We start from the raw sequence: 13,265 nt of genomic DNA, 5'->3' as shown, positions 1-13,265 counted from the left end.
CGATCCGCTTTCTTTTCAAGAAAGCGTCCCCCTCAGTCCGCGACCATCGCGCAAAGCAACTCGAACAGGATCGAAACCCCGAGGAAGGCCGTTCCACCCGACGCATCGAAGGGCGGCGAGACCTCCACGAGATCCGCGCCCACGATATTCACGCCGTAGAGTTCACGGCAGACCTGCAATGCCTGAAAGCTGTTCGGACCGCCGACTTCCGGCGTCCCCGTCCCCGGAGCAAACGCCGGATCGACGAAGTCGATGTCGTAGCTGACGTAGGTCGGCATATCCCCGACGATCTCCCGCGCCTCTGCCATCACATCCGCGATGCCCCGGGCAAAGAACTCCTCGATCGGCACCACGCGAATGCCGACGCTCTCGGCAAAATCGCGGTCCTCGCTGTCGTACATCGTTCCGCGAATGCCGATCTGGATGACCCTGCGGGGATCGAGCAATTCCTCCTCCACCGCCCGGCGGAACGGCGTGCCGTGGGTGTAGAGAGTGCCGCCAAAATAAGAGTGGAACAGGTCCGTGTGGCTGTCGAAGTGGATCATGCCGAGCGGTTCGTCCTTCGCCAACGCGCGCAGCACCGGCAGCGAGGTCAGGTGATCCCCGCCCGCCGTCAGGGGCCGGATGTCGAGGCTCACGAGACGGTCATAGAACGCGGTGATCCGCCGCATGGAGTCCTGGATATCAGCCGGGTTCGGCCCGACGTCGCCCAGATCAGCGCAGTTCACCGTCTCGAAGGGCCGCACGCCGGTCTCGCCATGTTGCGCCCGGATCATCGTCGAGGCATCGCGCAACTGCCTTGGCCCGTGGCGCGGCCCCGGGCGGTTCGTCGTGGCGCTGTCCCACGGCACGCCGATCAGGCCGATATCCACATCTGCCAATCTTTCATGCTCTGGCGGCAGGTACGGCAGCCGCATGAAGGTCGGCACCCCGGCAAAGCGCGGAAGGTCGAAGCCGGAAACCGGGTGAAAGAAGGGATCGGAGGGCATGGCGGGCTCCTTAAGGCATCACGCGCGCATGGCGCGTCACCTCACCGTCCCCCTGTGCACGGATGCGGTCAATGGCGTCGTTGATCGGCTCGTAAGCGACAGCCATGTGATGCACATTTGCATGAAGAAGGGTGTCCGGGTCCGCGACCCAGGCCACATGGCCTTTCCAGAACATCAGATCGCCGCGCTGGGGCGGTGTTCCGGGCGGCAGGGTTTCGCCCAGTTCCCGGAATTGCATGTCGCTGTCGCCGGGGCATGGGATTCCGCAGAGCGTGCAACCCATCTGCACAAGGCCGGAGCAGTCGATCCCCGGACTGGAATTGCCGCCCCAGAGGTAGGGCGTGCCAAGCAGGCGCTCGGAGACGGCGACGGGGTCCGGCTCCGGGTCCGTCAATGCACGGAGATGGCTGGCCGGAACGAAGCGTTCATAGTATCCACGGTCCCTGTCGACGGCGTCGGATGCAGCCGGAACGGCGACGCGCGCCCAGCGGTCCGTTGTGTCGAACACATGCAGCTGCGCACCCATCGGCAATTCCCGAAAACGCCAAGTGACTTTGAAATCCGGCTCCAGATAGCCATGGGTCAGCCGGGCGGAGACCCGGTGCGTGGCCCCCGGAACAAACTCCGTCGTGACGTGCCGCGCACTCGTCCACCCGCAGTACCCATCCTTGCAGGCACGGACAAAGGCCCAGCCCTCGCGGTATTCGAGGACCCGGAGCGCTTCTCCGAGGAGCAGTTGCCGGTCCATGGCACAAGCCCGGCTTTCCGACGGAAAGAGGTCAACCGTCCCCCAAACCACAACCGCCCGATCGCCTTCGACGAACCGCTCCGCCTCGACCTGCCCCTTGAGGGACAGATGCGCCACGCGGCCGTTGAACGGTGTGATCCTGCGGTCCATCAGAGGTCCAGAACCTTTGGCAGCGCCGCGAGGATTGCCCTCGGCCCCTGCATCAACCCACCTTTGCTACGACCCGGAGCGGGGCTGGGTTGCCACGAATAGATGTCGAAATGCGCGTAGGATTTCGCACCCTTTGTGAACCGCCGCAGAAAGAGCGCGGCGGTGATCGAACCGGCGAAGCCGCCTTTCGGGGCGTTGTCGAGGTCGGCAATGCCCGGCTCGATCAGCGCCTCGTAGGGCTCGTGGAAGGGCATGCGCCAGACTGGGTCCGCCGCGGCGTCGGATACCCCTGCCAGCGCGGACGCGAAGGTTTCGTCATCGGTGAAGAACGGCGCGAGGTCCGGGCCGACGGCCACCCGCGCGGCGCCGGTCAGCGTCGCCATGGAAAGCATCAGGTCAGGCTCTTCCTCCGCCGCGAACGCCAGGGCATCCGCCAGCACCAGCCGCCCCTCGGCGTCGGTGTTGTTGATCTCGACAGTCAGGCCGTTGCGGGCGGTCAGGATGTCCTGGGGGCGGAAGGCATTGCCGGCAATGGCGTTTTCCACCGCCGGGATCAGCACCCTTAGACGCACCTGCAACCCGGTCGCCATGATCATCCGGGCAAGGCCCAGCACGTTCGCCGCCCCGCCCATGTCCTTTTTCATCAGTCCCATGGAGGCGGCATTCTTGATGTCGAGACCGCCGGTGTCGAAGCAGACTCCTTTGCCGACCAGGGTCAGCCTCGGCCCGCGGTCGCCCCAGCGCATGTCGATCAGGCGCGGCGCCTGTTCCGCAGCGCGTCCCACGGCGTGGATCATCGGGAAGTTTGCCTGCAGGAGGTCATCCCCGCGCGTGACGGTCATCGCCGCGCCATGAGCCTCGGCCAGAACCCTTGCCGCCTCTTCCAGATGCTCCGGCCCCATGTCGGATGCCGGCGTGTTGACGAGATCGCGGGTCAGCGCCTCGGCATTGGCAAGGATTTCCAGACGCGCGGCATCAAGCCCCGCCGGCGCCTTCAGGCCCGCGCAATTCGGCGTGCTCTCGCGGTAGCGGGAAAACCCATACCCGGCCAGCAACCAGCCAAGCGCCTCACGCTCCAGCCGGTCGTCCGGCAGAGCGTTGGCGAGATGGTAGACGCCTGGCGCCAATGCGGTTGCCGCAGCAGCCAAGACAAACCGTTGCCGCGCGCGCTGCTCCGCCGTCCCGTACCCGGCCAGTGCCCCGACCGGCGCACCACCAGTCCCGGGCAGAATGAGGACCGAACCGATTGCTCCGCCGAACCCGGTCGCCTTGACCCAGGTCCGGGTTGCATCATCCTGTTCCGCCAGCCAGCCGTCGAGCGACTGAGGGTCGAGGATCGTCAGGGGAAGGCTTTCGGCCTCTGCGGGGGCAAAACTCAGGGTCATCGGGTGTCCTCATCCGGTTGCCGCACAGCCTATCGGGGCAGTTGGCAACTGCAAGGGCTCAGACCGAAAACTCCTGCAGGTCCCAGAGCATGGCCAGCGAGCTCTCGCCCATTCGGACCAGACGGGCAATCGTCGCCGCCTCCGCGACCGCATCGCCGAACTCGATGCAGACCATCACGTCCCGCGCCACCTTCGACAGGCTTTGCAGGCCGATCTGATCGGCAATCGCTCCAAGCGCGCGCAGCCCCTTGTGCAACTCCTCGCGCGGGCCGCGGATCGACTGCTCCTGGAGTTGACACAGCCTGTGCGCCAATTCTTCCATGGCGCGACACACAACATCCTCCGCCGCGTGCAGACCCAGATCATTTCGCAGCGTTTCGATCTGGCCCTGCTCAACGCGCGGCTCTTCGGCCGGTGCCAGATAGGTCACATCTTTCACATCTCACCCCATTCGGTTGGCCCCCACGGCTGATGCAACATGCACCGTCGACCTTCCCAAAAGGTTATCCCGGACGGATGTTTTCGCTCGAATTCGCCTCGAATTCCGGGTATCGCAGGCTAGTTTTGTCGTGACATTGCAGGAGGAAAGCCATGCACCCGGTTCGTCCGCTCCCCGGATACCTCGTTCAGCGTTACCACGGCTGGAAAGCCACCAACTATTCGGAGAACAGCGCGTGGTATCGCCGCCTTGCCAACGAGGGCCAGCGCCCACGGGCCATGGTGATTTCCTGCTGCGACAGCCGTGTCCACGTCACATCCATCTTCGGTGCCGACCAGGGTGAATTCTTCATACACCGCAACATCGCCAACCTCGTGCCACCCTATGAGCCGGACGGCAACCAGCACGGCACCAGCGCCGCGGTGGAATTCGCGGTCACGGCGCTCAAGGTGGCGCATGTGATCGTGCTCGGGCATTCGCAATGCGGCGGCGTGCAGGGCTGTCTCGACATGTGCGAAGGGCATGCGCCGCAGCTGGAGGAGAGCACCTCCTTCGTCGGCCGCTGGATGGATATCCTGCGTCCCGGGTATCAGCGGCTGAAGGATGCCGATCCAAAGGTCGAGGCACGGGCGCTGGAGAAGGAATCGGTCATCGTCTCGATCCAGAACCTGATGACCTTTCCCTTCGTGGAAAAGGCGGTCACCGAGGGCGAGTTGACCCTGCATGGTCTCTGGACCGATATCGGCGAGGGCGGGCTCGAATACCTCGACCCTGCGAGTGGCGAGTACAAGCCGGTCTGATACCGGCTCTTAACTCAGTGCAGCGTGCCTGCGTGTCCGTCCAGGGAGGCACGCACGCAGGGCCGGCCCATCCGTTTCGCCAGACTGCGCAGCGGCACGCCGAGGGCGCTGCCCGTGCACAGGCCGCGGCCCGCTTCGTCGAGAATCACGAGATGGCCTTCGCGGAAGGCCAACCCGTAGCCTTTCGTCGCGAGCGCCGTGGTCAGGGATGACCAACTCTCGGCGGCCTCGAATATCGGGGTGAGAAAACCGCGGAGCAGAAACAGTGTTTCGCAATCTCGCGGATCGGGAAGTCCGGCCTCTGCTGCCGCGTCGGCCCAACCGGCCTGATCTTCGGTTTGATGACGCATTGCTCGTCTCCTTGACTGCACATTTCAGCGTCACAGCAGAAAAAGGCGAAAATGCGGCAAAGTTCTATCAATTGCGAACGGTCTGGCAACGGTGCCTTAACCACTCTGTGGAATAGCTACGGACATGCAACTCTTCGATCGCCCCAGCCACGTTCCCGATGACCCCCTCGCCACATCTGGCGCGGTATTCCTGCGAAGCGGGCGACCCCGGACCGAGCCGCAATCCGACGAGGATCGGCAGGCTCTCGTCCGGGACCGCATTTCCCAGGACTTCCACGCTGCACGCGGCTGGGCGGAACTCCAGGGGCGTCTGCTGCTCAAGGGATATGTGCTGCGGCCCCAGGGCGAGAGGCTCACGCTCTGCCACCGCGCGGACGGCAAGGTGATCTGCCGTGCCTCGGAACTCGGTGTGCCCTACGCGGAGTTGAGGCGGCGTTTCGGGCTGCCGTTCCCCTCCGCGAACCCGATGACCCAGCAGTAACGCAGCCGCTCACGCCGCCTGTTTCGTTCCGACCTGCCCTGTCATTGCCTCCCGCTTGAACAGCGGAACGCGGCTGGGCCGGGTACGGCGCGGGGCGGCCTTGATGTGTGAGAGGGCGCGCAAACGGCGCGCGCGGATGATTTCGACAAGGGTATCGGTCATGAACTGCTCCTGATCTGCCGGACGCCGTCTGTTGGTCCCCGGTTTTGCCCGGGGCCGCGGCGTCTTCACATCGGAGAGGGTGGGCGGTGTTTGTGACCTCGCAATGACCAAATGCGGCCGAGGTCATGACACATTTCCGGCGCGGCGTTTCCGGAGAGACGAGAGTGTGAGCACACCGCGCCAGAATGCAGACTAGTCCGGCTTCCGAGCTGCCGGAGTGAGAGAGAGAGGCAGTCTGTTGCAGAACCTGGAAACCGCCATTCTGGCCTGGGGAACACCGGCTTTCTGCCGCTGAAGAGAAGATAACATTTTAGACAAATCCGCACCAGCAAAGGGACGGATAGCGGGGCGGCCAGAGGCATTACGCGCGGTATACTTTGATACACCGGCTTAGGAATGCATAAAGGACGATGCGGTCACCCGCACCGTCCTTCCCATGTTTCCGCCGAAAAATATCAGCCTTTCTTCAGGGCTCGCTGGCCCAGCACCTCGGCGATCTGCACCGCGTTCAGCGCCGCGCCCTTGCGCAGGTTGTCGGACACACACCACAGGTTCAGGCCGTTTTCGATGGTCGAATCCTGACGGATACGGCTGATGAAGGTGGCGAAATCGCCGACGCATTCCTTCGGCGTTACGTAGCCGCCGTCCTCGCGCTTGTCGATCACCACGATGCCCGGCGCCTCGCGCAGGATGTCGCGCGCCTCGTCCTCATCGAGGAAATCCTCGGTCTCGATGTTGATGGCTTCGGAGTGCCCGACGAATACCGGCACCCGCACACAGGTCGCCGTGACCTTGATCTTGGGATCGACGATCTTTTTCGTTTCCGCGACCATCTTCCACTCTTCCTTGGTGGAGCCGTCATCAAGGAAGACGTCGATGTGCGGAATGACGTTGAAGGCGATTTCCTTGGTAAACTTCGACGGCGGCACGTCCTTCACCGGGTTGTAGACGGCCTTGGTCTGCTCCCACAGCTCGTCCATGCCCTCCTTGCCGGAACCGGAGACCGACTGGTAGGTCGAGACGACCACGCGCTTGATCTTCGCACGGTCGTGCAGCGGCTTGAGTGCCACGACCATCTGTGCGGTCGAGCAGTTCGGATTGGCGATGATGTTCTTCTTGGTATAGCCCATGATCGCGTCCGCGTTCACTTCCGGCACGATCAGCGGAACGTCCGGGTCGTAGCGGTAGAGCGAAGAGTTGTCGATCACGACGCAGCCCTGGCTCGCAGCCTTGGGCGCGTATTCCTTCGTCGGGCCGGAGCCCACGGCGAAGAGCGCGATGTCCCAGCCGGTGAAGTCGAAGGTTGCGAGGTCCTGGGTCTTGAGGGTCTTGTCGCCGAAGCTCACCTCGGTGCCGAGAGATTTGCGCGATGCCAGCGCAGCGATCTCATCAACCGGGAACTCGCGCTCGGCGAGGATGTTCAGCATTTCGCGGCCCACGTTGCCCGTGGCGCCCGCGACGACGACCCTATAGCCCATTTGGCCCTCCTTCAGGTTCCTGTCTCCGATCCGGCCCGTCCGGCCGTCCGGCTGGCGCGCTGCATACAGTGTAGTGCTCCCGTGTGAAAGAGCGAGTTTGCGCCGGGCCAACCATCCTGCGGAAGTCACGGCAACTTTCGGGAAGTGTCATAAATTCGACACGCAAAACCGGTCAGACGCGCGATTTCGATGCATGTTTGCACATTTCCGGTGGAAATCCGCTTGAATGTGCATGTGCAGAAATTGAGTGCTTGCGTCATAAATAGGCATCCCTCTAGATAGGTCTGAAAGAAGCGGCTACTCCCTTAACGGGTGGTGCAACGGGCAGTTTGCAGGGCCGTACAACGATAAAGAGTGTGGCAAGTCGCCTTGAGAGCGGCTACCGCAGGGGACTAAAAGACGCATGTTTTACGAACTTGTCACGGCCCTTTCCCGTCAGCAAAAGCAGATTGTCTTTACGCTGATCGACGCAATTTTCATTCCGATCGCCTTTTGCCTCGCCATAGCCCTCGAAGCGTCGGTCCACGCCGATCTTGCCACGATATCCGAACAGTCGACCCTCATGCTCGGCATGATCGGCGCGGGAATCGGCATTTCCTGGTGGCTCGGGTTGCCTGCGATCAAGCTGGCCGCTTACGAGACTCGCGGTATCATCCGCACCGGCGGCTATGCCGGGATGCTCGCGATTGCCGGGGTCGTGCTCGACTCGGCGCTCGGCGGTACGCTGCCGGTCGGCGTCTTCCTGATCTTCTCGCTGCTCCTTCTGGTCATGGCCGCCACTTGGCGCGTGGCGCTGCTGCAGGTCACGCTGGAGATCTATCGCCGCGGCAAGACGCGGATGCGGGTGCTGATCTACGGCGCAGGCCAGACTGGCCAGCAACTCGTCGCCGCCCTGCGCCAGGACAACGTGATCCAGGCCGTCGCCTTCATCGACGACAACCCGACGCTGCAAAGCTCGACGATTTCCGGCCTGCGCGTCTATGCCCCGGCACGGATCAAGGACCTGATCGTAGAGAAGGACATCGACCGCGTCGTCCTCGCCATGCCCTCCATGCGCGCACCGCAGCTGGCGAGAATCGCGCACAAGGTCCGCAGCTACGGCTGCGAGGTGCACGCGCTGCCGTCCTTTGCCGAGCTGGTCGGCAAGGGCGAACTCGAATCCCGGGTCTCGCCGGTGTCTCTGGACGATCTTCTCGGCCGCAACCGGCTCGAAAACGAACTGCCGGGCGTCAGCCACGCCTATACCGGCCGCCGCATCCTCGTCTCCGGCGCGGGCGGCTCCATCGGCTCCGAACTGTGCCGCCAGCTGATCGCTTGCAAGCCGTCCTGCATCGTGCTGATCGAGCATTCGGAACTGGCGTTGTACAACATCGACAAGGAACTGCGCGACATCAGCGCGGGCATGTCCATCGTGCCGGTGCTCGGCTCCGTCCTCAACGACCAGTTGATGCGTGACGTGATGATCGAGCACAAGGTCGACGTGGTCCTGCATGCCGCCGCCTACAAGCACCTGCCGCTGGTCGAGATGAACCCGCTGGCCGGTCTCAACAACAACGTGCTCGGGACAAAGGTGATCGCCGATGCCGCCCGCGATTGCGGTGTCGACCGTTTCATCCTCGTCTCCTCCGACAAGGCCGTGCGCCCGACCAACGTCATGGGGGCCTCCAAGCGGCTTGCCGAGTTGCTGATCCAGGACCTTGCCACCCGCAGCACCGGAACCCGCTTTTCCATGGTCCGCTTCGGCAACGTGCTCGGCTCCTCCGGCTCGGTGATCCCGCTCTTCGAGGAGCAGATCGCCCGTGGCGGGCCGGTGACGCTGACTCACGGCGAAGTCACCCGGTATTTCATGACCATTTCCGAAGCCGCCCGCCTCGTTTTGCTGGCCGGGTCCTTTGCCCGGGGCGGCGATGTCTTCGTGCTCGACATGGGTGATCCGGTGCCGATCAAGAAGCTGGCCCGCCAGATGATCGAAGGTGCCGGTTTCACCGTGAAGGACGGCGAGAACCCGCAGGGCGACATCGAGATCAAGGTGACCGGCCTGCGCCCCGGCGAGAAGCTGCATGAAGAGTTGCTGATTTCCCCGGACATGCTGACCACCCCGCACGCGAAGATCCTGCGGGCGCAGGAAGGCTACTTGTCGGAATTCGAGATCGCCACCGCGCTCAAGGATCTGCGGCAGGCGGTGGAGAACCGCGACGAGGCGCTGGCCCGGGGTGTCATCGCCCGCTGGGTCGAACAGGGCGAGATGGCCGAGGCCGCGCAAAGCACCTGACGGGCCCCGACCACCGGACAAGAAAAAACGCGCAGCGGCCCCGCTGCGCGTTTTTCCGTTTCAGAGGGCGGCTGTTTACCGTCCGGGGATGTCGCTCCGCGCCGGCTCCACTTCCCAGTTCTCGATCAGCTCCGCCGCTTCCTGCGCCGTCTCGACAAAGCGGAACAGTTCCAGGTCCTTCTCGCTGATCGTGCCCGCTTCGGCGAGGGCCTCCCAGTTGATGATCGTCTCCCAGAACGTTCGCCCGAACAGCAGGAACGGCACCCGTTTCATGCGCCCGGTCTGGATCAGGGTCAGCGCCTCGAACATCTCGTCCAGCGTGCCGAAGCCGCCGGGGAAGACGCAGATGGCGCGTGCGCGCATCAGGAAGTGCATCTTGCGGATCGCGAAGTAGTGGAAGTTGAAGGCAAGGTCCGGCGTCACATAGGGGTTCGGTGCCTGCTCATGTGGCAGCACGATGTTGAGACCGATGGACACGCCGCCCTCGTCTTCCGCCCCCCGGTTGCCCGCTTCCATGACACCCGGCCCGCCGCCGGTGCAGACCACGTAGTCGCGGTTTCCGGTGGCCTTCGACTTGCGCGTCATGATCTGCGCGAAGGTGCGGGCCTCGTCATAGAAATGCGACAGGTCGGCGAGGGTCTTCGTCCGGGCCTTGTCCTTCTCCGCCGGGGAGGGAATGCGGGCCCCGCCAAACAGCACGATGGTCTGGTCGATCTGGTGCTGATCCAGCAGCATGTCGAACTTCAGGAGCTCCAGTTGCAACCGCACCGGGCGCAGTTCGTCGCGACACAGAAATTCCTCGTCGGCAAAGGCGAGACGATAGCTCGGCGATTGCGTCTGCGGTGTGACGGGCACATGTTCTGCGGTGTCCATATCGAGATGGGCATCCCGAAACGGGCTACGGCGGTCCTGGGTCATCAAAGGCTTTCCTCGTTGGTCCTCAACCCAGACGTATCGCCTCCGCCTCAGGAGCGCCAGCGATAGCGATGCCTCTGTCCGCCAAACCGTCTGCGCCGCGCATCCTGCGCCCATCCGCGTGTCGGTTCCGGGTGGTTTATAGGCGACTTATTTTATCGGAATTGACACTTCCGAGTATTTTTGTCAGTTAATATTTGACGCGATTCACACGCCGCACCCGGCTATCCTGAAGGCACGGGCGGCGGAACAAAGGACAGGACGACATGACACGCACCCTTCTTGCATCGATATTTCTGCTCGGCATGGCGGCCCCGGCCCTCGCCGGCAAGGCCGAGATCCTGACCAACTACGCCAATATCGGTCACGCAACCTACGAGGACAGCCTGCTGAAGGCGCGGGACCTGCGCACCGCGATCGACGCGCTTCTGGCCGATCCGTCCGACGCGACGCTGGCCGCCGCCCGCACCGCCTGGCTCCAGGCCCGCGTGCCTTACCAGCAATCCGAAGCGTTCCGGTTCGGCAGCCCGATCGTGGACGAGTGGGAAGGCAAGGTGAACGCCTGGCCGCTGGACGAAGGTCTGATCGACTATGTTTCGGACGACTACGAAGGCCCGACGGACGAGAACGAATACGCCGCACTGAACGTGATCGCCAACCCGACATTCACCCTCGCAGGCGAACAGATCGACGCCACCGAGATCACGCCGGAGCTGATCTCCGGAACCCTGCAGGAAGCGGACGAAGTCGAAACCAACGTCGCCTCCGGCTATCACGCCATCGAATTCCTGCTCTGGGGGCAGGATCTGAACGGCACCGAGCATGGCGCCGGCAATCGCCCCTGGACCGACTACGCGCAGGGCGATGCCTGCACCCATGGCAACTGTGACCGGCGCGGCGCCTACCTCGTCGCCGCGACGGACCTGCTGATTTCCGACCTCGAATACATGACGGCACAATGGACCGAAGACGGCGCTGCCCGCGCCGCGTTGATGGCGGACGAGAATGCCGGCATCCAGGCGATCCTGACCGGCATGGGCTCGCTCTCCTACGGCGAACTCGGCGGTGAGCGCATCAAGCTGGGCGTGCTGCTGAACGATCCGGAGGAAGAGCACGACTGCTTCTCCGACAACACGCACAACAGCCATTTCTATGACGGCATGGGTATCCGGAACGTCTATTTCGGCTCCTACATCCGCGCGGATGGCACCATCGTCTCGGGCGAGAGCCTGTCCTCGCTCGTCGCCGCCAGCGATCCGGCGGTTGACGCGGAGCTGCAGGCGAACCTGAACGCGACCATGGCGAAGCTCGGCCAGATCAAGGCCGCCGCCGAGGCCGGTTTCTCCTATGACCAGATGCTCGCGATGGGCAACGAAGGTGGCGAGGCGCTGATCATGGGCGCAGTGGATGCCCTCGTGACCCAGACCCGCTCCATCGAACGTGCCGTCGCCGCGCTCGGTCTCGACCAGATCGGGTTCGAAGGGTCGGACAGCCTCGACAATCCGAACGCCGTGTTCCAGTAAGCCTGTCCCGGGGGCAGCCCGAGTGGGCTGCCCCGTTGCCTCATGCGCCACGCCCTTACCCTGTCCGTCCTGATCGCGACCACAACGGCTGCCGCGGCTTCGCCCGACCTGTCGGATCGCCACCTCGATCTGGTTCCGCGCACCGCCGAAGAGGCCGACCGGATCGCCGCCGTCATCCCGCCAACCGACGATTTCAGCGCACCGGAGGCATTCGAGGCCAATTCGGCGGGCGCGGCAACCGTGACGGACTGGCGCGGCGGACAGGCCTTCTCCCAACCCTCCGCGACCCTCTCTTCCGAGGAGACGCTCGACTTCGCGGTGGGCAACGGGTTGTTCCGCAAACACTGGGTCCCCGCACCGGCCTCGACCAAGGCCAGCGACGGCCTGGGCCCGTTGTTCAATGCCCGCGCCTGCCAACAGTGCCACCTGCATGACGGGCGCGGCCACCCGCCCGAACCGGGCGACACCGACCGGGTGTCCATGGTGCTCAAACTCTCGGTTCCCGCGCCGGGTGACGCCGCGCTTGCGGAGATCGAAGCCTATCTTGCCGCGCTCGACGGCTCCGCCCCGCGCACGCGCCCCGACCCCTCGCTAGGATCGCAGCTTCAGGACAGGGCGCTGCCGGGGATGGACATCGAAGCACGCTGGGACGTCACTTACGAGGAGAGTCCCGTGATCCTGTCCGGCGGCGAGACCGTCAGCCTGCGCAGACCGACCTACCATATCGACGGCGTTGTATCGGACGGGCTGGTTATCAGCCCCCGCGTTGCCCCGCAGATGATCGGCCTCGGCCTGCTCGAAGCCATTCCGGCGCAGGACATTCTCGCGCACGAGGACCCGGACGACAGGGATGGCGACGGCATTTCCGGCCGGGCGCAGATCGTCTGGTCACAGGAGTACGACGCACCGATGCTTGGCCGTTTCGGCCTGAAGGCCGGAATGCCGACAGTCCGCGCCCAGGCGGCGCAGGCGCTCTCGACCGACATCGGCATTTCGAGCCCGCTGCATCCCGACCCCGCGGGCGATTGCACGCCCCGGCAGACCGCCTGCCGGAACGCGCCGCACGGCGACGGGGACGCGCGGCACCACGAGATCGACGCCGCTGGCCTTGACCTGATCACCTTCTACAGCCGCAACCTCGCCGTGCCCGCCCGCCGCGCTGTCGGCGACCCGGAGGTTCTGCGGGGCAAGCAGGTCTTTTACGAGACCGGATGCCCGGCCTGCCACGTGCCGAAGTTCGTCACCCACCGCCTGAGCCGGGACACCGCACAGAGCTACCAGTTGATCTGGCCCTACACCGACCTTCTTCTGCACGACATGGGAGAAGGTCTCGCCGATCACCGCCCCGAAGGCCGCGCCAGCGGACGGGAATGGCGCACGCCGCCGCTGTGGGGTATTGGCTTGACGCAGGCGGTCAGCGGGCACAGTTACTTCCTGCATGACGGGCGCGCGCGTTCGCTGCTGGAGGCCGTCCTCTGGCACGGCGGCGAGGCAGAGCCCGCCAGAACCCGTGTCGTGGAGATGCCCCCTGCGGACCGTGCGGCGCTGATCACCTACCTGGAGAGCCTTTGAC

At 64.4% G+C, this 13,265-nt stretch carries 13 protein-coding genes; 5 read left to right on the top strand and 8 right to left on the bottom strand.

What is annotated here, in order from left to right; translation table 11 throughout:
• Nucleotides 1–32 precede the first annotated feature (32 nt).
• Genes speB through ACP159_RS16440 form a run of 4 tightly spaced genes read right to left on the bottom strand, consistent with a single transcriptional unit; the run spans nt 33 to nt 3,711 of the window.
• A complete protein-coding gene (gene speB, locus ACP159_RS16455; protein ID WP_425100818.1) occupies nt 33–989 on the bottom strand; it encodes an agmatinase in 957 nt (318 codons plus the stop codon).
• A 10-nt stretch (nt 990–999) separates the two neighbouring features.
• Nucleotides 1,000–1,887 carry an NlpC/P60 family protein gene (locus ACP159_RS16450; protein ID WP_425100817.1) on the bottom strand — a complete coding sequence of 296 codons (888 nt, stop codon included), beginning with the start codon at nt 1,885–1,887 and terminating at the stop codon, nt 1,000–1,002.
• Entirely contained in the window at nt 1,887–3,272 is a 1,386-nt protein-coding gene (locus ACP159_RS16445) for a leucyl aminopeptidase family protein (RefSeq protein WP_425100816.1), read from the bottom strand. The genes ACP159_RS16450 and ACP159_RS16445 overlap by 1 nt, the downstream gene beginning before the upstream one ends.
• 58 nt (nt 3,273–3,330) lie before the next feature.
• The gene (locus ACP159_RS16440) at nt 3,331–3,711 is read right to left on the bottom strand and encodes a hypothetical protein (RefSeq protein WP_425100814.1); all 381 of its coding nucleotides are present in this window, start codon (nt 3,709–3,711) and stop codon (nt 3,331–3,333) included.
• A 152-nt stretch (nt 3,712–3,863) separates the two neighbouring features.
• Here ACP159_RS16440 and ACP159_RS16435 point away from each other — a divergent pair, with 152 nt between their 5' ends.
• Entirely contained in the window at nt 3,864–4,511 is a 648-nt protein-coding gene (locus tag ACP159_RS16435) for a carbonic anhydrase (protein WP_425100813.1), read from the top strand.
• Between the two features lie 14 nt (nt 4,512–4,525).
• Here ACP159_RS16435 and ACP159_RS16430 read toward each other — a convergent pair whose 3' ends face one another.
• On the bottom strand, nt 4,526–4,861 hold the full coding sequence (locus tag ACP159_RS16430; protein WP_425100812.1) for a hypothetical protein: 336 nt from the start codon (nt 4,859–4,861) through the stop codon (nt 4,526–4,528).
• A gap of 124 nt (nt 4,862–4,985) precedes the next feature.
• On the opposite strand from ACP159_RS16430, the gene ACP159_RS16425 reads away from it, so the two are divergent.
• The gene (locus ACP159_RS16425; protein WP_425100811.1) at nt 4,986–5,342 is read left to right on the top strand and encodes a hypothetical protein; all 357 of its coding nucleotides are present in this window, start codon (nt 4,986–4,988) and stop codon (nt 5,340–5,342) included.
• Between the two features lie 9 nt (nt 5,343–5,351).
• Here ACP159_RS16425 and ACP159_RS16420 read toward each other — a convergent pair whose 3' ends face one another.
• Nucleotides 5,352–5,504: a hypothetical protein gene (locus ACP159_RS16420; RefSeq protein WP_425100810.1), complete on the bottom strand. Its 153-nt coding sequence runs from the start codon at nt 5,502–5,504 to the stop codon at nt 5,352–5,354.
• Nucleotides 5,505–5,959: 455 nt separating this feature from the next.
• A complete protein-coding gene (locus tag ACP159_RS16415) occupies nt 5,960–6,982 on the bottom strand; it encodes an aspartate-semialdehyde dehydrogenase (protein WP_425100809.1) in 1,023 nt (340 codons plus the stop codon).
• A 403-nt stretch (nt 6,983–7,385) separates the two neighbouring features.
• Here ACP159_RS16415 and ACP159_RS16410 point away from each other — a divergent pair, with 403 nt between their 5' ends.
• The gene (locus ACP159_RS16410) at nt 7,386–9,254 is read left to right on the top strand and encodes a polysaccharide biosynthesis protein (protein ID WP_425100808.1); all 1,869 of its coding nucleotides are present in this window, start codon (nt 7,386–7,388) and stop codon (nt 9,252–9,254) included.
• 75 nt (nt 9,255–9,329) lie between these two features.
• Here ACP159_RS16410 and ACP159_RS16405 read toward each other — a convergent pair whose 3' ends face one another.
• Nucleotides 9,330–10,172 carry a TIGR00730 family Rossman fold protein gene (locus ACP159_RS16405; RefSeq protein WP_425100807.1) on the bottom strand — a complete coding sequence of 281 codons (843 nt, stop codon included), beginning with the start codon at nt 10,170–10,172 and terminating at the stop codon, nt 9,330–9,332.
• Nucleotides 10,173–10,435: 263 nt separating this feature from the next.
• On the opposite strand from ACP159_RS16405, the gene ACP159_RS16400 reads away from it, so the two are divergent.
• Together ACP159_RS16400 and ACP159_RS16395 are read left to right on the top strand one after the other, a co-directional pair.
• Nucleotides 10,436–11,692: an imelysin family protein gene (locus tag ACP159_RS16400; RefSeq protein ID WP_425100806.1), complete on the top strand. Its 1,257-nt coding sequence runs from the start codon at nt 10,436–10,438 to the stop codon at nt 11,690–11,692.
• 42 nt (nt 11,693–11,734) lie between these two features.
• Nucleotides 11,735–13,264 (top strand): di-heme oxidoredictase family protein, encoded by a 1,530-nt coding sequence (locus ACP159_RS16395; protein WP_425100805.1) that lies wholly within the window; start codon nt 11,735–11,737, stop codon nt 13,262–13,264.
• The last annotated feature ends 1 nt before the right edge of the window (nt 13,265 follow it).

The organism is Tropicibacter sp. S64 (assembly GCF_049803835.1).
GTDB lineage: Bacteria > Pseudomonadota > Alphaproteobacteria > Rhodobacterales > Rhodobacteraceae > Pacificoceanicola.
This window is presented reverse-complemented; position numbering and strand designations above follow the sequence as displayed.

Excerpts from the sequence above, each read along its gene's own strand:
- ACP159_RS16410 (WP_425100808.1), top strand. The coding sequence starts at position 7,386 with ATGTTTTACGAACTTGTCACGGCCCTTTCCCGTCAGCAAAAGCAGATT.
- ACP159_RS16430 (WP_425100812.1), bottom strand. The coding sequence starts at position 4,861 with ATGCGTCATCAAACCGAAGATCAGGCCGGTTGGGCCGACGCGGCAGCA.
- ACP159_RS16450 (WP_425100817.1), bottom strand. The coding sequence starts at position 1,887 with ATGGACCGCAGGATCACACCGTTCAACGGCCGCGTGGCGCATCTGTCC.
- ACP159_RS16415 (WP_425100809.1), bottom strand. The coding sequence starts at position 6,982 with ATGGGCTATAGGGTCGTCGTCGCGGGCGCCACGGGCAACGTGGGCCGC.
- ACP159_RS16405 (WP_425100807.1), bottom strand. The coding sequence starts at position 10,172 with ATGACCCAGGACCGCCGTAGCCCGTTTCGGGATGCCCATCTCGATATG.
- ACP159_RS16445 (WP_425100816.1), bottom strand. The coding sequence starts at position 3,272 with ATGACCCTGAGTTTTGCCCCCGCAGAGGCCGAAAGCCTTCCCCTGACG.
- ACP159_RS16400 (WP_425100806.1), top strand. The coding sequence starts at position 10,436 with ATGACACGCACCCTTCTTGCATCGATATTTCTGCTCGGCATGGCGGCC.
- speB (WP_425100818.1), bottom strand. The coding sequence starts at position 989 with ATGCCCTCCGATCCCTTCTTTCACCCGGTTTCCGGCTTCGACCTTCCG.
- ACP159_RS16420 (WP_425100810.1), bottom strand. The coding sequence starts at position 5,504 with ATGACCGATACCCTTGTCGAAATCATCCGCGCGCGCCGTTTGCGCGCC.
- ACP159_RS16395 (WP_425100805.1), top strand. The coding sequence starts at position 11,735 with ATGCGCCACGCCCTTACCCTGTCCGTCCTGATCGCGACCACAACGGCT.
- ACP159_RS16435 (WP_425100813.1), top strand. The coding sequence starts at position 3,864 with ATGCACCCGGTTCGTCCGCTCCCCGGATACCTCGTTCAGCGTTACCAC.
- ACP159_RS16425 (WP_425100811.1), top strand. The coding sequence starts at position 4,986 with ATGCAACTCTTCGATCGCCCCAGCCACGTTCCCGATGACCCCCTCGCC.